Consider the following 23,796-nt stretch of genomic DNA (forward strand, 5'->3'; position numbering starts at 1 on the left):
GCAGCCGCTCCTCCCCGCTTATGGGAAAGGAGCGGCTGCAGCCATTTTTACCCGCGAAGGCGGTTCACCCAGAACCCGCCTTTGAGATGCTTTGGCTCGAACGATACGATAAACGCTTTCGGTGAGAAGCTGGAGATCAGCTTCCACAGCTTCTGCTCATTGCTCCTCTTCGCCAACACCTGCATCATAAGACGTGGGCCATCCCTTCCCTCCGCTACCCAGGAGGTCACGCCGTACCCATGCTCACGCAGCTTTGCTGTCAGATCCATCTCCAGCGAATCGACCACCACCTGCACCGTCACATACCCCAGCGCAAGTTTTTCCTCGATTTTGCTGCCGATGAAGACGCCCATCCCCCAACCAATACAGTACGCCGCCAGATTGATTGGATTGTCCAGATTGTTCAGGACCAGACCCAGTCCTTTCAAATAGACGAATACTTCCACCATTGCCAACAAGGATGCCATGACGCGATAGCCTTTGATCACCATCAGCATCCGCAGCGTGAAAAACGATACATACAAAATGTTGATGCCGATAATAATCAGCACGAACTCCATTCTTGCTGTTCACTCCCCTTCAGATCCTTATTGGCAACTACCAACTGGATGAACCGGAGGACCTGCCGCCACCAGATGAGCCGCCCCAACTGGAACTGCCTGAGGATCGACCTCCACCGCCCCAGCCAGTGCTGCCCGAGGAGCGTCCTCCACCACCCCAGCCACTGCTTCCGGAGGAACGTCCTCCGCCAAACCCGCCGCCAGAGCCTCCTGAATGATTGCGGCGCCGTTCTTCTTCCAGTTTTCTAAGATAATCACGATGCATTTGCTCTACTATATCATTTCCGCTGGAGATTGCCCGCATCGCTTCTGCAAAAAGTCCTTCGGCTATTGCTCCCTCTACCTGCTCACGCAATAGATTCATCCGGGCGGAATAGGATGAAATCCTGATTTTTCTGCCGTAATGATGGCTCCTGCTCGTAAATTCATCCTGCAGCCTGTTCCAAGCCAGAAGCGTCTCTTCCTTCTCACGCTTGATTTGTTCTACGCGATATACCAGTTCGTCGACATGCACGACAAAGGAATCAATGGCCTCCTCCAGGCGATACACATCCAGTCGAGCACTGCTTGCTATAGCTTCGATCTTCTCTGCCTCGCCCTTGCTTTGCGTGATCATTCTTTCGATCTGTGCGACTCGTACACGAAGCTGCTCAAAGAGGGAAACAGCTTGATAGAAGCGGCTCTTTTGCTGTCCAAAACCGTCCTTTGCAGCCCACACCTTCTCCTCCAGGCTTCTGCGATAGCCAAAGAGTTGCTCACGAATATTTCGGACGCGCGACAGGAAATGCTGGGCAGTTTCACTTTTTTCAAAACCAGCTTTGTAGTTCTGAGCGCGCTCATCAATTGCTGCTCTGATTTCTATCAAAAGCCGCTCCAGCTCAGCCTTGTCCTCCCTGATCTGGCGGTATCGTTCATTCTGTTTTTGGAGGTGAACCTCAGCGTATTGCTGCCGCAAACTCTCCAGATCTCGTGTATACCGGGATTGAAAATCTCCGAATTCAGTCAATAATTGATTGACTTCCTTCACGGTATTTGAGGAAAAGTCGCGATGTTGAATCATCGTTGCCACCGCATCGCTCGCCTCTTGCAGCCCATTTTCAATTCGATCCGCACATTCCCTGGCTGCTTTTGCATGGCCTTCTTCAATCAATGTCCGAAGACGCGGTATCTCTGCTTCCGCTGACCTCAGCATCGCAAACGGATCGGCATCGACCAGGAGCAGCTGCTCGCGACCGACGATCAAGCGCAGCTCCTCTTCCCTTTCCTTGATCCGAGGCAAATACGTCCGAAGCAGCTCAATCTGTCGCCGCAACTCTTCCACAGCAAGCTGCAAGCCGTCAAACTCTTCGTGGACTTGCTTGGCTAGTCCCTCCGCCTGCACATAATCAAACTCATCCAATTGATCCGCTTTTTTCAATACTGACATTGTCTGCTCCATATCACGTCGCATGACAACGAGGGAGAAGGAAGTTTCGCCTGCCAATGCCTCAATCTGAGAATCTATCTGCGTTGCTCGCTCCTTGGCATTTTCCACGGCTTCCCTCACTTCCCGCGACAGTCGCTCCATCTCAGTCATGCGGGACTGTGTCTGTGCAATCGCATCCGCGTATATTTGCACGTCCGCCAGCAGTTCTTTCACTGCCGCTTCTGTCTTTGCTGCAGCGAAAAAAGCGACCTTCTGTGCATCCAGCCGCTCACGAAGAAGCTTGGATTCCTGATGAAGCCTGAGTGCCTCCTGCTCCATCTCGTTTACCTGCCTTTTCGTCTCTCCTGCGATCAAACCAATTTCCAGTTCACGAAAAAGCTCTGACACGATCATCCGGTCGATCATTGGAGTCACTTCTGCATGCTTTTCTTTTGCTTCTGCCAGAAGCTTTTTCAATCTTGATCCAAAGACAAGCTGTTTGACAACGATGAACACCAGCACTGCGATCAACAGCACCAGCAGCACCGTCATCATACTCATGCCCTCTCTTCCGCCAACTGGTGTTGCAGTTGCCGGTGTTCGGGGAGATGCGGCCGACTCGTCGCCCGAAGAAGTGTGGCTTGATCCGGCAGGCTGCTGTACCGCTGCCGCCCCTGTCTGCTCAGGAGGCTCCGAGGCCGCTGCGGGCAATGAGTTCAGAAAGTCACTGACCGCTACTACGCCATCCGCTACATTTCCATCACGCGCATAGGGGACGAACTGCAGGTCCAGAACTCCTTTTACATCCCCCGCTTCACTGCGTGAGACCAAATCAGCCAACTGCTGGTTTTCGAAAACGAGATGCACGTGATTGGGATTTACCGTCACAACCAGGATCATTTGATTGGGTCCCAGCTGCCAGGTATCGTACGCTTGATTGGCGAGGCGTTCTCCTTCCTGCTCATCCAAGCCACTCGCAGTGAGGAGCAGAAGCTCATATGTCTTATTCGCAATGCCGTCATGTATTCTCGCTTGTTCCTCCGGTGAGAAAAGCCCGGCTGAGTCGGTAATGTCGCCTGTCCTCTCCGGCAGAGAAGCAGCATAAGCCGATGATGTCATCGAAACAAGCATCACTGCCAACATAAACAACCATGTTATGATTCTTTTCATCGTATAATCCTCTCACGTCATAGTCACTTCCAAATTATACAATATTCCCAACCATTTCGGGACTTTCCGAAGAATTCCACTCTTGAGTGACTTATTATTGGCAAAAACCACGAATCTATTTGTTCCATAACAAAGAAAATAGTTATGATTGAATGCTCCCTGCCACACAAGCAATGATACAGGAGGGAATCGAATGGAAAAGTTGATCGAGGAGTACAGCCAAGACTATGCGCTGCTGCGAGAAGACTCCTCAACCACCTTATTACGCCGTTATTTTTTCATCTGAAAGAACGGATGGGGATCAAGGATATGCGGAAATAGCGGAGGAAATGGTTAAAAAAAGAGGTATTCAGGAATGCATGATGCTTGCTCCTGAATACCTTATTTTTTTCAATGGGCACCCCTCATCTTGCGCAACTTCGCCTCAAGCACGAAATTGCCGAAAGGAATCAGCGAAGCGATAAACGCTCCTATCGAAAAAAGAAAAGACCACTTGTTCTTGAAATGCACCTGAGCCAAAGCCAGGACATACAGGACAAAAAGCAAGCCGTGGAGTGAACCTGCGATTTTCACAGCTTCCGGCACATCAAAGTAATATTTGAGCGGCATGGCAATCCCGAGCAACACCAGATACGAGATTCCCTCAAGCAAGCCAACGGCGCGAAATCGCCCGAGAGCAGTTTTCAACATGAGAGGGGCTCCTCCTTGCGAGTCCATTTTCCACTATTATAAGATGAAAAACTATCAAAAGAAGGAAAAATCCCCAATGTTCATAATACGTTCAAAGATCAACCACTGCGAGAAATCGATCTCCATTACGCTTTGGAGCCTTCCTGCCCGGCAGTAGGATCAGGACGCTTGATCTGCACTCGTTCCTTGCCCATCAAACAGATGAACAAAAGCGCGAGGCCCGCAGGAACCAAAGCCCACTGGAATGTCTGGGCGATGGAGTTCGCGAGGATCGTCGTGATCTGCTCAAGGACAGGCTCCGGTATAGAGGCCCGCAATTCCGGCGACAGGATGGCACGCGGATCACTGACCAGTCCTGCCATGCTCTTTTGCCCTGCAAATGATGAGGTCATGCCGCCCTCAAACAAATTGCGCTGCAAAATGCCGAAGACCGTAATCCCCAGCGTCATGCCCAGCGAACGGAAGAAAGAGCCAGTCGAGCTGGCGGAACCGCGCTGCCGCATGTCGAATCCATGAATCACAGACATCCCCAGGACCGAGAAGGAAAACCCGACTCCGAACCCGGTAATGATCATGTACGTCGTCAAAAGCCAACGCGGCAGGTCCGTCGAAATCGTCCCCAGCAGATAGACGCCCGGGATGAAAAAGACGGCGGAGAGCAGCATGATATTGCGAAAGCTGGTTCTTGTCGTCAACAAACCGCCGATCTGGCTGCCGAAGACGGACCCCAGCATCATCGGCATGAGAATCAAGCCGCTATTCGTCGCGGAGCCGCCGAATACACCCTGGATAAAAATCGGCAGGTAAACTGTCGCGATGATAAAAGATGCGCCATACATGAGGGACACCGCATTGGAAGCGGCAAAAAGCCTTTTGCGGAACATGGCGAACGAAATGATCGGCTCTGCCGCCTTTCGCTCCACCAGCAAAAACACAATGAACAGGACAGCGAAGGCAATCAGCAGACTCATGATTTGCACGGATCCCCAGGCGTATTGGTTTCCGCCCAGCTCCAGCGCAAACATCAGGCTGACAACCGCTCCAACCAGCGTGATCGCCCCCCACCAGTCGATGCTTTGCTTCCGGTGCTGCAGAGATTCTCGGTAGTTGAACACGATAAACCACAGCGACAAAATTCCGATCGGCACATTGATGTAAAAGATCCACTGCCAACTGATGTATTCGGTAATGTATGCGCCCAAAAGCGGTCCGAAGACGCTTGATGTGCCAAAGACCGCCCCGAACAATCCCGTCATCTTCCCTCGTTTCTCCGGAGGGAACAAGTCAAAAATAATCGTAAAGGCAATCGGCATCAGCGCCCCGCCGCCAATTCCCTGAATCGCGCGGTAGATGCTCAACTGCACAATGCTGTTCGCAGTACCGCAAAGGATCGAGCCAAGCAGAAATACGACGAGTCCGAATATGTAAAATCGCTTGCGTCCGTACATGTCCGACAGCTTTCCAAAGATCGGCATGCCTGCCATTGTGGTGACCATATAGGCGGAGGTTACCCAGACGAATTTGTCCATCCCGCCCATTTCCCCCACAATGGTTCCCATCGCCGTCGCAACGATGGTATTGTCCATCGATGCCATCAGCAAGCCCAGTAATAGCCCCGCTACGACGAAATTGACTCTGCTTTCTTTGACACTCACATCATTTCCTCCCCAACAATAGGCACGACACCTCCTCCAAATCATCTACTGCTGATTTAGGGAGGTGTCTCAGATCTGCCCTCTAAAGCTATCGTTACGTAGTTTTCAAAACATCGTGATCGACGTAGCGCTCGCCATTCAGTTCGCTGATGACGTTGATCGCTACCTTCGCCCCATCGCCTGCTGTAATGATGGTGTGGACGCTTACTCCTGCGCAGGTACCTGCAGCCCAGATGCCCGCCACATTGGTTTTTCCTTGCGCGTCAACGTCAACAACATTCTTGATTCTTGGTTCTGTACCATCCTTGATGTTTACGCCAATCTTGGTTGCCAGTTCGACAACTGCGCCTGTTGCCAGAATGACATGCTTGGCTTCAAAGCTGCCGTGTCCTTCTGTTTCCACGCTCAAGCCCTGATCTGTTTTGGTTACGTTGGTAACTTGCGCGTCGAGCAGCTCAGCACCGAATTTGGCCGCTTGCTTTTTCCCGATCTCAATCAGATCCGGGCCCGTGATTTCCATGATCCCGTAATGATTTTCCAACCATGCTCGTTTGGTCATCCCTTTGTCGTTGTCGATGAGAAGTGTTTTCTTCCCCGCTTTGGCAGCAAGCAAAGCTGCGCTTCCTCCTGCAGGTCCTGCTCCGATAATGACAATATCATACATGGAAATCGCTCCCTTCATCTTTAACAACATAATTATATACTTAGTATAGTTAAAGGGAAAGTCCTAGCTTGCACTTCTGTCATTCCTGGTGTTATTTTTTGCTATCCTTCGGTTTTATAGTGAGTGTATCCTTGCAAGGCCAATGATATGATTTGTGAGTTTTAACCATTTCATGTAAAATGCGAACTAGCAAGGAGGTGAACAAATGTATTGGGAAACCCTCCCAAATTGGTTTTGGATCATGTATTATCTTTTTTTGTTAGCAACAATCGGAACTGCTTTTTATTGTTTCGTCCAACATACATTAAGAGGTCTGTCCATCATCGCCATCGTTCTTTCTGTGATAATTCCAATTACTGGTATAATCAATAGCATTGGAAGATTAGAAGGTTTGAATGAATTTGAACATTTTGTAGTCCAGTTACAACAAGGATTCATCTGGCCGATTCTGACGATGCTCGGCTACTTGTATCTACTGGTATGGTGGATGTTCTTCTTGAAGCACACTGCTAAAAATCAAAAGGCATGACCCCATCCTACCCGGGTCATGCCTCTTTCATTTCCATCTCTTATACGTTAAACGCCATAATCCAGATCGAACCGGCCACGATCGTCAATACAATCACCAGACCGAGAACCAGTGTCTGCACGTTCCAGCGCGGTTTTTCTCCTTCGCGGATATGCATGAAGAAGAACAGCTGAATCACAAACTGCAGGACTGCCATGATCATGATGGCGACGATGGTCCCTACCTTGCTGAACAGTGGATTCATCACCAGCACGAGCGGGATGATCGTCAGCACGATCGACAGAATAAAACCGATCACATAGGATTTGAGTGAACCATGACTCTCTGCATGGCTGTTATGGTTTGTGTGGTTCGCCATCCTACATCACCCCCATCAGGTAGACGACCGTAAAGAGGAAGATCCATACGACGTCCAGGAAGTGCCAGTACAGACTGAGTGTCGTTACCTTGCGGCGTGTCACCGGAGTGAGTCCGCGGCGACGAAGCTGCATCATGATCGCAACCATCCAGAACAGACCGACCGACACGTGCACACCATGTGTTCCGACCAGCGTGAAGAATGCGGACCAGAACGCACTGGTAGACATCGTCGCGCCTTCATGCACCAGATGGGTAAACTCGCTGATCTCCAGTCCGATAAAAGAGAGACCGAGCAGAGCCGTTACTACGAGCCATCCGATCAGCTCTTTCACTTTTCCCTTGTTCATCGCCAAAATCGCAAGACCGCTGGTAAAGCTGCTGGTCAACAGGATGAAGGTGGAGGCGATGACACCCGGGAGCTCAAACAATTCCTTCCCGGTAGGTCCCCCTGCATAACTGTGCATCAAAACCGCATAAGTCGCAAAAAGGGAGCCGAACAAGATACAGTCTGTCACCAGGAAGATCCAAAAACCAAGTACCTTTAGCTGCTCATGATCTTCATGGCCATGCTCGTGATCGTGCGCATGTCCATGCTCATGGTTGTTCGCCACTTGTTGCATTAATATACCCTCCCCAGTGAGGCTTCCGTACGACGCACTTCATCCACTGGTACATAGTAATCGGTATCGTATTGGAACGAACGGGCCCACATGACCAAAGCCACACCGACCATACCGATGGCAGCCATCCAGGTCCATTCCCAGACGAACCCGAAGCCCGCGATAAACCAGCAGAAAGACATGATGAACGGAAGACCGGAGTTTTTCGGCATGTGAATCGGCTCCAGGTGTACAGGCTCTTCCTTGTACGTGCCGTTCGCCTTCTCCTCTTTCACTCTCCAGAAGTCGTCCAGCTCTTTTACCTGCGGTACGACAGCGAAGTTATAGAACGGCGCAGGCGACGGAATCGACCATTCGAGCGTGCGGCCATTCCATGGGTCCCCTGTGGTGTCGCGCTCGCCGTGCTTGATGCTGTACGTGATTTGCCATACTTGGAAGACAAAGCCTGCCCCCATCAGGAACGCACCTACGGTCGAGACCAGGTTGAGCGGCTCCCAGCCGAGATCCCAGCCATATGTGTAGTAACGACGGGTCATACCCATGAAGCCCAGCGCGTACTGCGGCATAAAGCAGACGTAGAAACCGATGTTCCAGAGCCAGAAGCCCCATGCTCCCAGTTTTTCATCCAGCTTGAAGCCGAACAGTTTTGGCCACCAATAGTATATCCCTGCAAGATATCCAAACACGACGCCACCGATCAATACTTGGTGGAAGTGGGCAATCAGGAAGTAGCTGTTGTGATACTGATAGTCTGCGGGAGCTACCGCCAGCATGACCCCTGTCGCTCCCCCGACGACAAAGCACGGGATAAAGGCAATCGTCCACATCATCGGCTGCTTGAAGGAGATCTTCCCTCGATACATCGTAAACAGCCAGTTGAAGATCTTGACCCCGGTCGGTATCGCGATCAGCATCGTCGTAATCGCAAAGAACGCAATCACGTTGGCACTCGTACCCATGGTGAAGAAGTGGTGAGCCCAGGTAAAGAAGGAGAGAATACTAATCCCCATAACGGCTATGACCATGGATGTATAACCGAACAGTTTTTTCTTCGCAAAAGTCGCTACCACTTCAGAGAAAATACCGAAGGCTGGCACGACTACGATATATACTTCCGGGTGACCCCACATCCAGATGAGGTTGAGATACATCATCGGGTTGCCGCCGCCGTCCATCGTGAAGAAGTGGGCACCGGCAAAGCGGTCAAGATACAAGAGTGCAATGGTAACAGTCAAGATTGGGAAAGCAAAGATAATCATGATACAGCTGGACAGAACAGACCAGCTAAACATTGGCATTTTCATCAGCTTCATGCCAGGCGCACGCATTTTCAAAATGGTGACGATGAAGTTGATCCCGGTCGCCAAGCTACCGATACCGGAAATCTGAATCCCCCAGATCCAGAAGTTTTGCCCTGGACCAGGGCTGAAATCATTTTGCGAAAGCGGCGGATACGACAACCAACCGGCATCAGGAGAACCCCCGATGACGAACGACAGGTTGAACAGCATCGCACCAAACATGAACAGCCAGAAGCTGACTGCGTTCAGGAAAGGATACGCTACATCTCGCGCCCCGAGCTGGAGCGGAACGACCATATTGAACAAACCGAACATCATTGGCATCGCCATGAACAAGATCATGATCGTACCATGTGTCGTAAAGATCGCGTTGTAGTGATCGGAGTGCAAAAACTCCAGGTTCGGGAATGCCAGCTGCACACGCATCAGCAAGGCATCCACGCCTCCGCGGAACAGCATCAGCAGGGATGCGATCAGGTACATGATCCCGATTCGCTTGTGGTCGACTGTCGTCAGCCATTCGCGCCACAGCCAGCCCCATTTTTTATATTTGGTCAAAACGAAGACGATCGCCACCATGGTCAAAGCAATGGAGACCATGGCACCGTAGATCAGCGGATCGCCCGTAACAAAGAACCAAGATGCAAACTCTTTTAAGCTCTCCCACATCAGGTATTCCTCCTCCCTTTCCGTTAGTGACTCATCACAGGTGTCATTGCCGTGTTGGGCATGTGATGAGTGGAGTGTGCGGATTCATCTTTTTTCTCCCCGGCTTCTGAACCAGGTGCAGACTCTTTTTTGTCTCCGTCCATATGCATCGAGTCATGCATGCTGCCGCCTGTCTCCATCGGATGGCCGTGACTGTATTTGGATACGATCTCTTCAAACAAGCCTTCCGGGAACGACGAGTATGTCAGTACATCCGACAGACCCGGCTTTCTCAACTGTTCATAATCTTCCTTGCTCATCGCAGGTGTGGTTCCTTTTACCTCTTTCACCCACTGGTCAAACTCGTCCTGCGAAGTAGCTTTCACATTGAATTGCATGTGAGCAAAGCCTTCACCCGTGAAGTTCGCTCCTCTGCCCTGGAACTCGCCCGGATGGTCAGCCTGCAGATACAACTCCGTCGTCATACCCGCCATGGCGTAGATTTGTCCGCCAAGCTCCGGTACCCAGAAGGAGTTCATCGGTGCCTCAGCAGAGATTTGGAACTGGACAGGCACGCCTGCAGGGATCTGCAAATAGTTGACCGTTGCAATGTTTTGTTCAGGGTAAGTGAACAACCATTTCCAGTCCAGAGAGGTTACCTGAATGACCATCGGTTGTACTTCTTTATTCGGATTTTCTTTTAATGCATAAGTATCGCGCACGGTGAAGTAACCCAGAATGGCGATAATCACGATCGGAATCGACCACCAGATTACCTCCAGCTTGGTACTGTGCGCCCAATTTGGCTTGTACGTCGCTTTGTTGTTCGGTGTATCCCGATATCGATAGACGATAAACGCGGTGAGCGCAATAACCGGGATAATGATAATCGAGCACAATATAATGGAAATCATAATGAGATCATATTGCGTCTGTGCTACCGGCCCCTTGGGGTTCAAGACTACATAATCGCTGCCGCAACCGGCCAGCATGATACTCGCCAGCGCCGCCAAGACAGCCAATTGAAGTCGTCTCGGCCATTTTCCTCCACTCATTCTCCCAATCCCTCCTCGTTGACAAACCAGACCTACCTAATTGGAAGCTCATTTTTAGTAAATGTGAACACATCTCATCTGCGCACTATCATGTTATCAGAACGCAAAAGAATTGGTACTGGTTTTTGGGGACGTTCATATTTTCGTATCTTTTCTGTTACAAAGTGTTCACGTCGAATTCACGAGTTGATCATATTATTGTTACGAATCCCCTGCGTTGGAGAAATTGTTCCAGCGAGGGATATAGCAGAATCGAGTAGGAGGGGGTGACTAACCCCCGTCCTCTCACACCACCGTACGTACCGTTCGGTATACGGCGGTTCATTTAGGTATGACGCAAATAGGTGTATCTGTCTGACAAACTCTTCAAACCTTGATTACGCCAGTAAGCATTATTCAATGCTCGGTGAAGAATTGGACTACATGCAATTCGCCATTGTTTCTTTCGTGAATTGCCCCATTCATAGGCTTTTTCCTTGGGAACTCCTAAGGAGATAAGCCTTTTTACTTTTGTTTTCGGGCGCTTCCACTCTTTCCAGAGACACATTCGGAGTCTTCTTCGAATCCATTCGTCAAGATGGCTGAACACCGAAGGGGTATCAGCCAAGGCAAAATAGCCACACCAACCTGTAAGGTACTCATTGAGATCGTCAATTCTGTATTCCATTGGGAGTGGTTTCGTGCGGGAGGTGATCTCCCGAATCCTCTGTTTTGCTCGCTTCAGACTATCGTTCGCTATTCGAATCTTGGGCGATTTGTTCACCGTGAAACTGAAACCAAGAAATTTACGATTCCATGGGCGATCAACGGCGCTTTTCTCCATGTTGACTTTTAGCTTGAGCTTTCTCTCAATGAACGTGGTCACGGAATCCATCACGCGGATTCCTGCCTTCTTTGACTTCACATAGATGTTGCAGTCATCTGCGTAGCGAAGGAATCGAAGCCCCCGCTTTTCCAGTTCCTTGTCGAGTTCGTGCAACATGATATTGGATAAGAGCGGACTCAACGGGCCACCTTGCGGCACCCCTTGATCGCTTTCAATTTCCATACCATTAACCATAATCCCTGATTCGAGATAGCGTCGGATGAGGGTTAGGATAGTTCTGTCTTTGACATGTTTTGCGATAAGCCCCATAAGTTTATCGTGGTTTACCTTATCGAAGAACTTCTCAAGATCCATGTCTACGACCCAACGGTATCCTTCCTCGATGTATGTCTGTGCCTTCTTGACTGCGTCATGTCCCCGTCTTCTTGGACGGAATCCATGACTATGTTCGGAGAACATAGGATCAAATATCGGAGAAAGAACCTGTGCAATTGCTTGTTGGATGAGACGGTCGGTCACGGTAGGAATGCCTAATAGCCGAACACCACCGTTCAGTTTCGGGATTTCGACTCGTCGGACTGGCGAAGGTACATAGGTTCCATTCTCCAATGACGCTCGTAGGGAGTCCCAGTTGGATAAGATATGTTGACGTAGGGATTTTACGGACATACCATCCACACCGTGGCTTCCTTTGTTCTTTTCTACTCGCTTTAGTGCCAACAGGAGGTTTTCCCGTGACAGCAGTTGTCCCATCATAAAACCAGATATCCTTTCGCGTGAACGTTCTTTCTACTTGTGCCACTCTCTATTCCGCCCTCTTGAAGTCCCCCATGGATTCACCATTTCCTCCTTCAAGTAAGTCCATCTGGATTGTCTGCATCATCATAAAGAGTGAACGCCTAGCGTCCCGTTCTTCCTAAATGTTCGGCCCTTCCCGTTTCAAGCGTCCTCTACTCCGGTACTATGGCCTCTGCTGACTCCTGACCGTTCAGTTTCTCCTAGCGGAGAAGGTTACCATGAGGGCATGGCGTCCCAGTCAGGTCTCCCCGGGTAAGAACGTTGTCTTTCCCTCCATCCACCTGCTTCATTTACTCCCGATAGCCTTTGGCAACATGGACTTCGTCTTGTATGGCAGACTCATCCAGCTATCGTTAGCCTCATATGAAGTTCGTGTTCCTCAGGCCGGAGGTTTGCCGCAGACTTCCTTCAGATTCCACCTCGCGGTGGACACCCTTGTCGTAAGCTAGTGGCTACTGTTGCCTTCGCCATTCGGGACTTTCACCCTAGAGACAACGCCCATGCCGGGCACACCATAAAAAAAGACGCGCTCAGCACGTCTTTCCTAGCTTCATTTTTTCAGAATAGCAATCACGACATCAGAATCGTCATAAGTCTTGGCCTTGATTTTTAGCGAATGATCGTACGGGTTGGAAAACCGGAAATCAAGCAAGCCATACGCAATCGTCGCATCCTGTCCTACAGGGACGTAGCCTACTGTCTTGCTGTGACTGTGACGCTCCTGGATCGGCAGCTGCGCTTCCTGAACGGCGTTGAACAGCGTGGAAGACACCTGGCAGATTCCTCCGCCATAGCCGTCCGTGAGCTGGCCGTCCGCGATGACATTCGCTTTCTTCCAACCATCTTCAGCCAGATTGGAGTTGCCTACCTCCTGATTGAAGGAAAAAAATTCACCCGGTTTTACCTTTTCGCCATTTATCTTTTTTACCGCTTTCTTGATGTTGTGAATGCGATTCTCAGAGCTTCCCTCCATGGAGGTGTAATAGAGCCCGATGACGTCTTTTTCCTTGACGTCCAGCTTCTCGATCAGCTCCTGCCGATCAAAGCTTTGTACAGCTGCATTTGGTTGAGCAGCACTTGCAAGCGGTGCGTTGATCACAGTCAGCATGAGTCCTGCCAAAGAAGTCAATATCCAGTAACGAGATCGATTCAACATGGTTTCTCCCTCGAATTCAATGATTTGGGATTGTATCCGCGCATGGATCCAGCATCATCCCATAACCACTGTAACAAGCGAACGAACCAATACACAATCTGTAAATCTTGGAGATCGATGTATGCTTGTAGAAGTTTATTTATACAAAATATCGTCTCGCAATGTCTCCACCGTTTGCAAAGCCTGGGAAATATCCGCTTCGTCCACCTGAAAATGGGCCAAGGCATCATGCAGGTGTTTGACAATGGCATCGAAATGCTCGGGCTGCAGATTCATTCCGGTATGAACCTTTTCCATGGATTGTCCCGTGTATCGACCCGGACCACCTAAAGCAAAGCTGATGAATTTGGTTTGGTGAAGGCGTTGCTTTTCCATATCCGTGTTGGCAAAAAAGTGATTCACGGTCTCGTCCTTAAGGACAAGCTCGTAAAAGGTATCCACAACCTTGCGAATCACGTCTTCTCCGCCCAGCTTGTCATAAAGAGTTCCTGTTGTCATCCCATCCACCTTTTCCTGATGTTGTCTGCCCATGTTTAGTTTTTTCTTAGGCAGGAAGAGTTATGTAGCAACAAAAAAATCGCCCTGCAAAGAGGGCGAGTTGTTGATTTATTTGGTTACAATTTTTGTGTTTTCATGCTCATCAAACGGAATACAGCGCTTAACAGGAAAATGTTCATTCCTGCAATCAGACAGCCAATGGAGACCATGAGTGGAAAGTTTTCCGCTCTGAGATCGCTTACATTGAGCACCAGCAAAAGCATTCCCACAATTGTAGCGGTCCAAGCCATCCATTTTAATGTGTTGGCAGCTTTATAGTCATGATTCATGTTGCATAACCCCTTATCATCCGAGTATGATTGCGTTTTCCTTATTGATACTTTGATTGTAACATAAAATTCACTTGTTGTTCATGTTTTGTTCAAATTTTTATTGAAAAATTGTCAAAGTTTTTTCCGCAATCCTATTGGAGATGAGGTTGTCATATGTTTCCTCTGTGACAAAAACGTGAAAAGCCTGCGGTCCCCCCTACTGGAAGTCCCACAGGCTTTTATTAGTGCAGCTCTTCTCCTGTCTTTTTGGGCTGTAGCGGATCAGGCTTGGAAGATCCACGACGTTTCATGTAAGTACCAAGTGCAATGATCACAAGAGCAAGAGCAACAGGTACTAGGACAGGCGAGAGGGGAAGATACCGCTCGACCCAAACGCCGACCAGCTTGTCCTCCATGATCATTTGCCCTGCCGTGAAGCCCAGTATGCCTGCCCCGAGCAACACAATGACGGGAAAACGCTTCATCAGCTTCATCAGCAAGCGGCTCCCCCAGATAATCAGCGGGATGCTGATCGCCAGTCCGATCACGACGAGCAGAATGCTGCCTTTTGCCGCTCCCGCTACCGCGATCACATTGTCTAGACTCATAATCATATCTGCGAAGATAATGGTTTTCAACGCGCCCATCATGGACGAGCTGCTCTCGATCTCGCTGTCTTCTTCCTCACCCTTCAACAGCTTGATCGCAATCCAGAGCAGCAGCAGTCCCCCGATCACTTGTACCAGGGGAATTTTCAACAGCCAGATCGCGATAAAGGTCAGCAGGATACGCATCCCGACAGCCCCAAAGGTTCCCCAAAATATCGCCTTCTTTTGCAGGTGCGGACTCAAATTGCGGCAGGCAAGCGCGATGACCACGGCATTGTCGCCGCTCAACACCAGGTCTACCATAATTAATTGCAGGATGCTAAGCAGAAAATCAGATGTCATGGTTGCTCCCCCATAAGGTTGATCTCTTCATCATGTTGTCCTTCTTTGTGCGCACTACTATTTCCAAACATTTCCCTATGCAACAAATAGAAAAAGGTCATCATCACTGTTCCAGGATAACGACCTTCTATGCTTTCGCTGATGCAGTTTTTCTGCTTTCGTTTTGGTTACACGCTGTCTCATGTCTGCAAAGGCGAAGATGCTTCTGTTTTGATCCGGATTGCGTTTGCCTTCACGAGCCATTTTTTCGCGCTGCTTGCGGGCATTGCTTTTCGCCATATGAATTCACTCCCATCGATCATTTCATGGTGTTATCATACGGCTGCGCGGGGTGTGATGCAAGCTTTTTTGAACAGAAACAGGCGTCAGGGCTCCCGTTTTTGTTTTGCTAGACGCAGGAACTGCTCATCGCGTTTTTGCAAGCGATCATCGACAGAGGTATCCGCATAGGAATAGATGCCCGCTCCAGTCTTGGTGCCGAGATCGCCCTTTTCCACCAGCTTTCGGATGATGGCGGGCGCTGCTTCGGACTTGTCCAGCTCCGGTGCGAGGTTGTCCATCACGCGCTGCCAGGTGTCCAGCCCGCCGAAGTCAGCGGTTTCGATCGGACCGACAAATGCCCAGCGGAATCCAATACCGTCTTTCATCACCGTATCGATTTCATGTGCATCCGCTACACCGCTTGCCAGAAGGGAAAAGGCTTCCCGCATCAATGCAGTCTGCAGGCGATTGGCGATGAAGCCCGGCACGTCCTTTTTCAGCAGAACAGGAGATTTGCCGATCTGCTTGATCCATTCCACTGTTTTTTGAACGACATCCTCCGAGGTTTTTTCGTGGCGCACGATCTCGACAAGCGGAACAAGCTGGGCAGGATTGAAAAAGTGAGTAATGATAAAACGCTGTGGTGTCTTCGCTTTTTCAATCAGTCGCCCGATGGAAAACGTAGAGGTATTGGACGCAATGATTGCATCTGGCTTGGCGTACGCTTCCAACTGTTCAAACAAGGTCCATTTCAGGTCGATTACTTCGGGGATTGCCTCCGTGATCAGATCAGCATCCGCTACCGCTTCCTGCAAGTTGGTGGTCAACGTGATTCGCGCCAAAGCTTCCTGCTTCGCCTGCTCTGTCAGCACGTCCTCCCGCACCTGCAGGGAGAGGCTTCGCTCAATGGCTTGTCTGGCTTTGCCCAGCAATTCATCCTTTAGATCGTACAATGAGACCGAATAACCTGCCATTGCATATACCTGGGCGATTCCATGCCCCATGACGCCGGAACCGATCACTGCTGCCCTTGTTGTCATTTTTCATCCTCCTGACGGGAAAGAACATTTTTTTTATTCAATGTGACGGAAAAAGTTGTCCCTGTCCCCAGACTACTGGATACGTGGATATCACCATGATGTAAATCTATGATTTGCTTGACGATGGATAATCCAAGCCCATTCCCTTTTACAGAACTATTACGGGCTTTGTCTACTTTATGAAACGGTTTAAAAATATAAGCACGCTCTTCTTCAGGGATCCCGATCCCATTATCGGTTATGGATACGACGACGTGATGAGCGTTTTCTGTGGATCGGATACGAATCATGCCTTGGGGCGGAGTGAATTTGATGGCATTGCTCAATAAGTTAATCCACACTTGATCCAGCTGATCTTGATCCGCTTCAATCGCGATGCCCTCCATCTCAACATCCATTTCGATTTCCTTGGCCTTCCATAGGGGTTCCAACGTGATGACAATCCTTCGCAGCTGCTCATCCAGCCGGTATGCACGTACCTTCAGTGGATGGTGATCCTGCTGCAAATAGGAGAGTTGGAGCAGATTTTGACCTAACCGGGATAATCGCTCACTTTCTTCTTCAATAATCGTCAAATACTTCAACCGGACCTCTTCGCTCAATTTCTTCTGCTTCAAAGCCTTCGTGAACCCTGTGATGGAAGTCAGCGGCGACTGAATCTCGTGGGAAACACTGGAAACGAATTCATTCCTCATTTGATCAAGTTTCGTAAGCTCTTCGGCCATTTCATGAAAACTGATGCTTAATTGGCCAATTTCATCCTTGCGCTTCGTAGAGAGGCCTTCGCGATCAAATGTCCCTTTTGCCATCTTTTTTGTCGCTTCCGTCAAACGTCGAATCGGATTCACCACATACCGGGCGGCAATCAGAATGAGGAAGCTGCCAAAAAACAGAATCAACATGTATAAGACGTGGATCGAGTGCATGAGCTCTTCCTCTACCCGATTATGTTGCAGGGAAATAAACATGGCGTAAGGCTCACCATTGATCTGAAGGGGGATCCCAACCATCGGAATGCTATGAATATTTGCATCTAATGTGCGTGTAATGTTATTCGCAAGCACGAGCTCTATATCACGAGGATCCACATGAATAGGCTCTATTTCTTGAAGCAAGGGCTCCCTGTCTTTCTTGTAGAGTTGGAGAAGGTTACCCGAATAACCGGAGAAGTGTTGCATAAACGGTACCAGCTCGGCAGAAGGAGTCGACTGATAGGCTTGAATGATCTTTTGGCCGTCTGTAAGCAAGCCGTCGTATACAATATCGTGGATTCGCGTTTGAAACATCCAGTTGCTGATTGAAAACGCGGTGAACAGGCTAACCATCACGATGCCGATGAAGATAAGGACTACGCGGAAATAGAGAGATTTAATCGCGGTTCACCTCCAATCGGTACCCAAGACCGCGAATCGTCACAATGCGGAAATCGGCTTCGAATTCGGCAAACCGTTCTCTCAACCGCTTGATGTGCACATCCACGGTCCGCTCGTCTCCCTCATAATCCATGCCCCAGATCTGCTCAATCAAATTTTCGCGTGTAAATAGCTGCCCGGAATAGCTTCCCAATTTGTACAGCAAGTCGAATTCTTTCATGGGAAGGGTGACTGTTTTTCCGTCCTTGTAAATCACGTGATAGCTTTTTTGGTCCAAGGTGATGCTCCCCAGCTTGATCGTGCTGGAAGTAGCGATGCGATATCGCTTGAGCAGTGCTTTTACCCGCAGCACCAGCTCCACTGGATCGAAAGGCTTTACCAGATAATCGTCCGTTCCCAGCTTAAAGCCTTTGATCCGGTCGGTGGTCTCACCTTTCGCTGTGATCATCAAGATCGGCATCTCTTTGAACTCGCGAAGATTCGCACACAAATCCCACCCGTCCATTTTGGGCATCATGATGTCCATGATAACCAGATCCACGACATGATTCTCTACGTATTCGAGCGCTTCCTCACCGTTTGTTTTTTGAATGATTTCATAGCCTTCATCTTCCAGATACAGTCTGACCAGCTCACGAATATTTGCATCATCATCTACTACGACGACTTTTGGCAACTTATTTCTCCCCTTTGATTTCTACAACAAATGGAAATGCCCGAACCTTTCCATTTTGCTTGAATTCCGCCCATATTTTATAGATGCCGGGTTGGCTGAACCTGGTCTCGAAAATCGGCTGCTTCTCATTGGAAGGATGAACATGGAGAAAATGTTGCGCCTTTTCATCCAGAATGACGACATGCCCCATCGCTCCCAAGTAAGGAGTCAGATTGGTTTGATCCAACTCAAAATTCAGCATCACGGGTTCGTTTGCTTGCAATGAACTCATCAAGAGCGTCACGGTCTCCCCGTCAACCTGTCGCGTCAACGTGCTGTCCGGCAATAGCCCATGATCATGATCCTCGGCTGCTTCAGGATTTCCCACTGTAAATGGAACGGGAGTCACATGGTAGGCGAGATGCTTTGGCTTTATGTCAACAAACGCCTTATAGGACCCTTCCTTTAAAGAATGGGGGACTCGAAATTCTCCTTTCCCCGTCTGCTCAGGGTGAACGTGATCATACTTCTGCAAGCTTTCATCTACCATAATCAAATGCAGGATCTTTTCGTGGTTTATTTCGAGTTCTGTGACCGGATTTCCCGCCTTGTCTTCTAAATTAATGACTACCTCCTCTTGTTCCGCTCGGACCGACACGTTTACCTCGCTTTGAACATCGTGCAAAGGATCGCTTCCATGCTCATGGCTGCTCTCGTGGGTTTGTGCGCCATGCTCATTCATCCCATGCTGATTCCCCACGGCAACCTGTTGTTTTTCCACTACCCATTCATCATAGGCGGCAAACCCGCCCAGCACTACGGCTACATATAGAACGGCAGTCATGATTGATTTCTTCATATTCATTTCTCCTCATCATTCAATCTGGAGTGCAGCCCTATGCGGACTGACCCTGTAGAGACAGTAAACCGGTTGTGTGAACTCTATATGAACAAAAAAACGACCGCACAAGAGCAATTGCCTTTTCATTCATATTCAGTTCACAAAAGTGGAATATAGTCAGACGCAAGCAAGGTAATCAGGAAGGTAACAGGAGGAGATTCGATTGAAGAGTTTGTTAGTACGCATGGCTGTTTATGTAGGTATTTTCTTATTAGTGGTCGGTGGAAGCGGATTGCTCGGATTTATCAGCGAACAAAAAGCATACTGGTACGCCATACGCAATGAACCGATTTCCGCGATACAAAATATTGAAATACCGGAACATGATCCGAATAAGCCAACTGCAGCGGTTGTTTTGGGCAGTCCCACTACGGAGGTATTTGATTTTGTCGTACCTTACCAAATGCTGGCAATGACTGAAGCTTACAATGTTTATGCTGTTGCTCCGACCAAAAACATGACGTCACTGACTGGCGGTCTGGATCTGGTGCCTCACTATTCATTTGAGGAAATGGATCAATTATTGGGAGCAAGTCCTGACCTGATCGTAATCCCATACATGCCTTTAGGCGACCAGGAAAAGTACAAACCAGTGCGTGAATGGATCCAAAAGCATTCCGAAACGTTCCTCCTGAGCATTTGTGGCGGAGCGATTAATCTTGCGGATACTGGATTATTGCAAGGAAAATCATCAACCATCCATTGGCAATTCTTTGATCAGACAAGAAGGTCATTTCCTGAAACGAACTGGATCCGGGACCAGCGGTTTGTTGTTGGCGGCGAGAATATGGTTTCTTCGGCCGGACTCACATCCGGAATCGACGCAACCCTTTATGTGATTTCACAGCAACTGGGCGAAGCTATGGCGGCAAAAATCGCCAACGAATTGAATTACCCTTCATACCATTTTGTCAAAAATCCAAAGGTTGATCCTTATTATATTGATCTGAGCGAAAACGTTTATCTGTTCAATCAAGCCTTCCAATGGAACCAGAAACAGACAGGCGTGCTACTGTATGATGGCATGGACGAAGGGGAGCTGTCATCGATTTACGATACGTATGCCGCTTCCGGAACGACCAAGGTCATTTCCCTTTCCCATACGGAACAGCCGATCGTGACAAAACATCATCTCAACCTCATTGCCAAATATCCAGTGGGGAATGCTCCAGAGCTTGATCGTGTGATCGTTCCCGGCACCGATGCAAAATCCTTGGCGGAAAAGGTTGTCCAAGAGTGGACCGAAAAGGGCAATGGCGTAGTACCTGAATTCTTGCATCACGATTCAGCAGACAGATTTATGTTCGATGCGCCGCTTGAAGATTTGTCCAAACAAGAGGATGTTCTGACAGCGATATACGGAGCAAAACGGTTGGAGTATCGCGCTGACTACTTGAAATTCGAGGGTAACCCGTTCTCTATCGAATCTTTCGGTGTTCCGCTTTTGCTTACCGTAGTCGCATTGCTGACAGCATTCTTTATCGACAGACGGTTCATTACAAAGAAAATTTTAGGTTCAGGCAGAGCTGCCAATAACTGGAGGAAAATAAGATGAAGAAGATATTCTTGCGCTTGGCTACTTATGTGTTGATTTTGGCTGTGTTTGTAGGCGGGGTAGGGTTGCTCGGATATAATCGTTCATTTCAGGACTTTTACGGTGCGCTTCGCCAAGAACCCGTTCCAGCTCTGCAAGGCGTGAAGAAGCCCGAATACGATCCGAATAAACCTACTGTAGCCGTCTTGTTGGGGAACGAGACGACCGAGGGATCAGATTTTATGATTCCCTATGAATTGTTCTCCAGGACAGAGGCATTCAATGTCTTTGCCGTTGCTTCAGACAATCAGGTGAAGTCATTAACCGGAGGTCTTGATCTGGTACCGCACTATTCTTTTACAGAGTTGGTTCAATTATTGGGGAAAAGCCCTGACATCATCACCATCCCATTTATGGTAACGAATGACGCTGAGAAATTTGCTCCTATCCGAAAATGGATACAACAGCATGCCAACACCACGTTCGTAAGCATTTGCGGGGGATCGGGAAACCTAGCAGCTACCGGTCTATTGAAAGGAAAGTCAGCGGCAACACACTGGCAGAATCTTGTCGTTTTCCCAAAGCAATTTCCTGAGACGAACTGGTTAGCAGATCAGCGGTATTTTCATAACGGAAACGTGATATCCTCAGCCGGTGTCTCATCAGGAATCGATGCCGTTCTCTATGTGATTTCGCAAAAGGTTGGGGAACCCGTAGCCGAAAAAATAGCAAAAGAAATGAAGTACCCTTCTTATCACTTCGTTAAAAATCCGAAGGTAGACCCGTTTTATATGGATTTTCGCTTTTCTACCTATGTATTGAATAATGCGTTTCAGTGGAACAAGAAACAGGCAGGCGTCCTGTTGTATAACGGCGTGGAGGAAATGGCGCTGGCTTCCGTATTCGATATTTATTCTGACACTGGAACGACTAGGGTTTTATCCATTTCCAGCTCGGAGCAACCCATAGTGACAAAACACGGCCTGAACCTGATTTCCAGACACGTGATAGCAAACGCCCCACAATTGGATAAATTGATGATTCCGGGAAGAGATGCGAAATCGTTGGCTGCTGCGGAAATCAGGCAATGGAACGAGGCGCGGAACGACACGAACCCCCAGTTCGTGCACAGTGATTCTCCAGATCGATTCTTATTTGAAGTGCAGCTTGAGGATTTAGCCAAGCAAGAGGACCTGCTCACCGCCAAGCATGCGCTGAAACGACTCGAATTTCGTTCGAATGATATACAGCTGGAAGGCAAACCGTTTCCCCTCGAAACTTACAGCAATCTCCTTTTGACTGCTTTCCTTGCCCTATTCATCGCTTTCTGTATTGATAGAAGATTGATCATCAAGAAACCCTTTTTTCAAATGAATACCTTACACAGGTATTGTATGAGATGTACCATCCTCAGGAGGAAAACGACATGAAAAGGCTATTCCTGCGTTTGATTGTTTTTGTCTGTATATTCACCCTGCTAGTTGGAGGGGTTGCAACTCTCGGGGTTGTTCATTCGCAAAAAGATTTTTACGGTGCGGTTCGTCAAGAGCCGCTCCCTTCCTTGCAAAGTGTAAAGATACCGAAGCACGATCCGGCTAAGCCTACTGTAGCGGTTATGTTGGGAAGCGAAGCTACTGAGGGACTGGACTTCATGATTCCCTACGAAATTTTCGCGAGGACAGGTGCCTACAACGTATATGCCGTTGCTGCAGACACCGGCATCAAGACGCTGTCAGGCGGATTGGATGTCGTGCCGCACTACTCGTTTCAGGAAATGGATGAAATGCTAGGGAAAAGCCCGGATATTATCGCCATTCCTTTCTTGACCGATCAGGAAGAGACGTTTGAACCAGCAAAAGAATGGATTCTAAAACACCAAGAAACTACGCTAGTAAGCATTTGCGGTGGCGCGGGCAATCTAGCCTCTACTGGCTTGTTGAATGGAAAATCGTCCACCTCGCATTGGCAAACGATTTGGTCTAGAAAAATAAACTATCCGCAGGTGGACTGGAAGAGAGATCTGCGATATGTTCTTGCTGATCAAAACATAGTGTCCTCTGCCGGTATTACATCTGGAATCGATGCAGTCCTTTATGTGATTTCACAAAAACTTGGTGAACCGATGGCGGCCAAGGTAGCCAAAGAAATGAATTATCCTGCTTACCACTTCGTACACAATCCAAAGGTAGATCCCTTCTATATCGATAGGCACTATTCTACGTATGTCCTGAACCTTGCTTTTCAATGGAATAAGGAAAAGGCAGGAGTGCTGCTCTATGATGGCGTAGAGGAGATGGCTCTGGCTTCCGTATTCGATATCTATTCTTCCTCTGGAACGACCCGAGTCTATTCCATATCGAATTCGGTTGAACCCATCGTAACGAAGCACGGTTTAAACCTGATTGCGCGACACCCAATAGCGAAAATACCCACAATCCATAAGATGATCGTTCCGGGTACAACGGCTACATCATTGGCCGCAGAGGAGATCAAAAACTGGAACGAACAGGGGAACAACAAGGAGCTGCAATTTGTACACAGCCATTCACCGGATCGCTTTCTATTCGAAGTTCAACTCGAAGATTTAGCCAAGCAAGAGGACCTTCTTACGGCTAAACACGCGGTCAAGCGGCTTGAGTATCGTGCGAGTGATATCCAGCTGGAAGGCAAGCCATTTCCCCTCGAAACTTACGGCAACCTGCTTTTGACTGCTTTCCTTGCCTTGTTCATCGCTTTCTTTATCGACAGACGATTCTTCAGGAAATATTAAAAAGCCGCAAGCTCGATCCTCAACACGGACCGGGCTTGCGGCTTCTCCTTCTACGCTTCCTGATTC

23 protein-coding genes and 1 pseudogene are annotated in these 23,796 nt (G+C 48.8%); 5 read left to right on the plus strand and 19 right to left on the minus strand.

Annotation, left to right across the window (positions count from 1 at the left end):
* Positions 1 to 47 precede the first annotated feature (47 nt).
* On the minus strand, positions 48 to 560 hold the full coding sequence (locus T458_RS36645) for a DUF2179 domain-containing protein (RefSeq protein ID WP_023556006.1): 513 nt from the start codon (positions 558 to 560) through the stop codon (positions 48 to 50).
* Positions 561 to 597: 37 nt separating this feature from the next.
* Positions 598 to 3,135, minus strand: a complete 2,538-nt coding sequence (locus T458_RS36650) for a TPM domain-containing protein (RefSeq protein WP_023556007.1) — start codon at positions 3,133 to 3,135, stop codon at positions 598 to 600.
* Between the two features lie 227 nt (positions 3,136 to 3,362).
* Here T458_RS36650 and T458_RS58035 point away from each other — a divergent pair.
* Positions 3,363 to 3,473: pseudogene (locus T458_RS58035) on the plus strand (antibiotic biosynthesis monooxygenase); the annotation flags it as partial.
* 52 nt (positions 3,474 to 3,525) lie between these two features.
* Here T458_RS58035 and T458_RS36655 read toward each other — a convergent pair.
* From T458_RS36655 to T458_RS36665, 3 genes are all read right to left on the minus strand, one after another.
* On the minus strand, positions 3,526 to 3,825 hold the full coding sequence (locus T458_RS36655) for a DUF3817 domain-containing protein (protein ID WP_031305539.1): 300 nt from the start codon (positions 3,823 to 3,825) through the stop codon (positions 3,526 to 3,528).
* 125 nt (positions 3,826 to 3,950) lie between these two features.
* Positions 3,951 to 5,480: an MDR family MFS transporter gene (locus T458_RS36660; protein ID WP_023556010.1), complete on the minus strand. Its 1,530-nt coding sequence runs from the start codon at positions 5,478 to 5,480 to the stop codon at positions 3,951 to 3,953.
* A 94-nt stretch (positions 5,481 to 5,574) separates the two neighbouring features.
* A complete protein-coding gene (locus T458_RS36665) occupies positions 5,575 to 6,144 on the minus strand; it encodes an FAD-dependent oxidoreductase (protein ID WP_023556011.1) in 570 nt (189 codons plus the stop codon).
* Positions 6,145 to 6,349: 205 nt separating this feature from the next.
* Here T458_RS36665 and T458_RS36670 point away from each other — a divergent pair, with 205 nt between their 5' ends.
* Positions 6,350 to 6,673, plus strand: a complete 324-nt coding sequence (locus T458_RS36670) for a hypothetical protein (RefSeq protein WP_023556012.1) — start codon at positions 6,350 to 6,352, stop codon at positions 6,671 to 6,673.
* Between the two features lie 40 nt (positions 6,674 to 6,713).
* On the opposite strand, the gene cyoD is transcribed toward T458_RS36670, so the two are convergent.
* The 14 genes from cyoD to T458_RS36740 all read right to left on the minus strand — a co-directional run bounded on the left by cyoD (position 6,714) and on the right by T458_RS36740 (position 19,384).
* Positions 6,714 to 7,031, minus strand: coding sequence for a cytochrome o ubiquinol oxidase subunit IV (cyoD, locus tag T458_RS36675; protein WP_023556013.1), 318 nt, complete (start codon positions 7,029 to 7,031; stop codon positions 6,714 to 6,716).
* Between the two features lies 1 nt (position 7,032).
* The gene (gene cyoC / locus T458_RS36680; protein ID WP_023556014.1) at positions 7,033 to 7,653 is read right to left on the minus strand and encodes a cytochrome o ubiquinol oxidase subunit III; all 621 of its coding nucleotides are present in this window, start codon (positions 7,651 to 7,653) and stop codon (positions 7,033 to 7,035) included.
* Positions 7,653 to 9,623, minus strand: coding sequence for a cbb3-type cytochrome c oxidase subunit I (locus T458_RS36685; RefSeq protein WP_023556015.1), 1,971 nt, complete (start codon positions 9,621 to 9,623; stop codon positions 7,653 to 7,655). The genes cyoC and T458_RS36685 overlap by 1 nt, the downstream gene beginning before the upstream one ends.
* A 23-nt stretch (positions 9,624 to 9,646) precedes the next feature.
* The gene (gene cyoA, locus T458_RS36690; RefSeq protein WP_023556016.1) at positions 9,647 to 10,657 is read right to left on the minus strand and encodes a ubiquinol oxidase subunit II; all 1,011 of its coding nucleotides are present in this window, start codon (positions 10,655 to 10,657) and stop codon (positions 9,647 to 9,649) included.
* Positions 10,658 to 10,982: 325 nt separating this feature from the next.
* Entirely contained in the window at positions 10,983 to 12,239 is a 1,257-nt protein-coding gene (gene ltrA, locus T458_RS36695; protein ID WP_023554544.1) for a group II intron reverse transcriptase/maturase, read from the minus strand.
* A gap of 592 nt (positions 12,240 to 12,831) precedes the next feature.
* The gene (locus T458_RS0128580; RefSeq protein WP_023556017.1) at positions 12,832 to 13,437 is read right to left on the minus strand and encodes a VanW family protein; all 606 of its coding nucleotides are present in this window, start codon (positions 13,435 to 13,437) and stop codon (positions 12,832 to 12,834) included.
* 135 nt (positions 13,438 to 13,572) lie between these two features.
* Entirely contained in the window at positions 13,573 to 13,935 is a 363-nt protein-coding gene (locus T458_RS36705; protein WP_031305542.1) for a group I truncated hemoglobin, read from the minus strand.
* Between the two features lie 116 nt (positions 13,936 to 14,051).
* Positions 14,052 to 14,264, minus strand: coding sequence for a hypothetical protein (locus tag T458_RS36710; RefSeq protein ID WP_023556019.1), 213 nt, complete (start codon positions 14,262 to 14,264; stop codon positions 14,052 to 14,054).
* Positions 14,265 to 14,488: 224 nt separating this feature from the next.
* Entirely contained in the window at positions 14,489 to 15,196 is a 708-nt protein-coding gene (locus tag T458_RS36715; RefSeq protein ID WP_023556020.1) for a TerC family protein, read from the minus strand.
* A gap of 75 nt (positions 15,197 to 15,271) precedes the next feature.
* Complete coding sequence (locus tag T458_RS36720; RefSeq protein ID WP_023556021.1) at positions 15,272 to 15,475, minus strand: hypothetical protein; 204 nt, start codon at positions 15,473 to 15,475, stop codon at positions 15,272 to 15,274.
* Between the two features lie 86 nt (positions 15,476 to 15,561).
* The gene (locus T458_RS36725) at positions 15,562 to 16,497 is read right to left on the minus strand and encodes a 3-hydroxyacyl-CoA dehydrogenase family protein (protein WP_023556022.1); all 936 of its coding nucleotides are present in this window, start codon (positions 16,495 to 16,497) and stop codon (positions 15,562 to 15,564) included.
* Positions 16,494 to 17,783: a sensor histidine kinase gene (locus tag T458_RS36730; protein ID WP_252989792.1), complete on the minus strand. Its 1,290-nt coding sequence runs from the start codon at positions 17,781 to 17,783 to the stop codon at positions 16,494 to 16,496. Before T458_RS36730 ends, T458_RS36725 begins: the two co-directional genes overlap by 4 nt.
* 82 nt (positions 17,784 to 17,865) lie before the next feature.
* Complete coding sequence (locus tag T458_RS36735; protein ID WP_023556024.1) at positions 17,866 to 18,546, minus strand: response regulator transcription factor; 681 nt, start codon at positions 18,544 to 18,546, stop codon at positions 17,866 to 17,868.
* Position 18,547: 1 nt separating this feature from the next.
* Positions 18,548 to 19,384 (minus strand): hypothetical protein, encoded by an 837-nt coding sequence (locus tag T458_RS36740; protein ID WP_023556025.1) that lies wholly within the window; start codon positions 19,382 to 19,384, stop codon positions 18,548 to 18,550.
* Positions 19,385 to 19,589: 205 nt separating this feature from the next.
* On the opposite strand from T458_RS36740, the gene T458_RS36745 reads away from it, so the two are divergent.
* Genes T458_RS36745 through T458_RS36755 form a run of 3 tightly spaced genes read left to right on the plus strand, consistent with a single transcriptional unit; the run spans position 19,590 to position 23,730 of the window.
* A complete protein-coding gene (locus T458_RS36745; RefSeq protein ID WP_023556026.1) occupies positions 19,590 to 20,981 on the plus strand; it encodes a DJ-1/PfpI family protein in 1,392 nt (463 codons plus the stop codon).
* Positions 20,978 to 22,390: a DJ-1/PfpI family protein gene (locus tag T458_RS36750; RefSeq protein WP_023556027.1), complete on the plus strand. Its 1,413-nt coding sequence runs from the start codon at positions 20,978 to 20,980 to the stop codon at positions 22,388 to 22,390. Before T458_RS36745 ends, T458_RS36750 begins: the two co-directional genes overlap by 4 nt.
* Complete coding sequence (locus T458_RS36755) at positions 22,387 to 23,730, plus strand: DJ-1/PfpI family protein (protein ID WP_023556028.1); 1,344 nt, start codon at positions 22,387 to 22,389, stop codon at positions 23,728 to 23,730. The genes T458_RS36750 and T458_RS36755 overlap by 4 nt, the downstream gene beginning before the upstream one ends.
* Positions 23,731 to 23,796 lie beyond the last annotated feature (66 nt).

The organism is Brevibacillus panacihumi W25, assembly GCF_000503775.1.
Taxonomy (GTDB): domain Bacteria; phylum Bacillota; class Bacilli; order Brevibacillales; family Brevibacillaceae; genus Brevibacillus; species Brevibacillus panacihumi_A.

Coding starts and splice junctions, on each gene's coding strand:
- T458_RS36750 (WP_023556027.1), top strand. CDS start 20,978: ATGAAGAAGATATTCTTGCGCTTGGCTACTTATGTGTTGATTTTGGCT.
- T458_RS36685 (WP_023556015.1), bottom strand. CDS start 9,623: ATGTGGGAGAGCTTAAAAGAGTTTGCATCTTGGTTCTTTGTTACGGGC.
- cyoA (WP_023556016.1), bottom strand. CDS start 10,657: ATGAGTGGAGGAAAATGGCCGAGACGACTTCAATTGGCTGTCTTGGCG.
- T458_RS36665 (WP_023556011.1), bottom strand. CDS start 6,144: ATGTATGATATTGTCATTATCGGAGCAGGACCTGCAGGAGGAAGCGCA.
- cyoC (WP_023556014.1), bottom strand. CDS start 7,653: ATGCAACAAGTGGCGAACAACCATGAGCATGGACATGCGCACGATCAC.
- T458_RS36650 (WP_023556007.1), bottom strand. CDS start 3,135: ATGAAAAGAATCATAACATGGTTGTTTATGTTGGCAGTGATGCTTGTT.
- T458_RS36730 (WP_252989792.1), bottom strand. CDS start 17,783: ATGTTTCAAACGCGAATCCACGATATTGTATACGACGGCTTGCTTACA.
- T458_RS36670 (WP_023556012.1), top strand. CDS start 6,350: ATGTATTGGGAAACCCTCCCAAATTGGTTTTGGATCATGTATTATCTT.
- ltrA (WP_023554544.1), bottom strand. CDS start 12,239: ATGATGGGACAACTGCTGTCACGGGAAAACCTCCTGTTGGCACTAAAG.
- T458_RS36755 (WP_023556028.1), top strand. CDS start 22,387: ATGAAAAGGCTATTCCTGCGTTTGATTGTTTTTGTCTGTATATTCACC.
- T458_RS36715 (WP_023556020.1), bottom strand. CDS start 15,196: ATGACATCTGATTTTCTGCTTAGCATCCTGCAATTAATTATGGTAGAC.
- T458_RS0128580 (WP_023556017.1), bottom strand. CDS start 13,437: ATGTTGAATCGATCTCGTTACTGGATATTGACTTCTTTGGCAGGACTC.
- T458_RS36720 (WP_023556021.1), bottom strand. CDS start 15,475: ATGGCGAAAAGCAATGCCCGCAAGCAGCGCGAAAAAATGGCTCGTGAA.
- T458_RS36740 (WP_023556025.1), bottom strand. CDS start 19,384: ATGAAGAAATCAATCATGACTGCCGTTCTATATGTAGCCGTAGTGCTG.
- T458_RS36725 (WP_023556022.1), bottom strand. CDS start 16,497: ATGACAACAAGGGCAGCAGTGATCGGTTCCGGCGTCATGGGGCATGGA.
- T458_RS36655 (WP_031305539.1), bottom strand. CDS start 3,825: ATGTTGAAAACTGCTCTCGGGCGATTTCGCGCCGTTGGCTTGCTTGAG.
- T458_RS36705 (WP_031305542.1), bottom strand. CDS start 13,935: ATGACAACAGGAACTCTTTATGACAAGCTGGGCGGAGAAGACGTGATT.
- T458_RS36710 (WP_023556019.1), bottom strand. CDS start 14,264: ATGAATCATGACTATAAAGCTGCCAACACATTAAAATGGATGGCTTGG.
- T458_RS36645 (WP_023556006.1), bottom strand. CDS start 560: ATGGAGTTCGTGCTGATTATTATCGGCATCAACATTTTGTATGTATCG.
- cyoD (WP_023556013.1), bottom strand. CDS start 7,031: ATGGCGAACCACACAAACCATAACAGCCATGCAGAGAGTCATGGTTCA.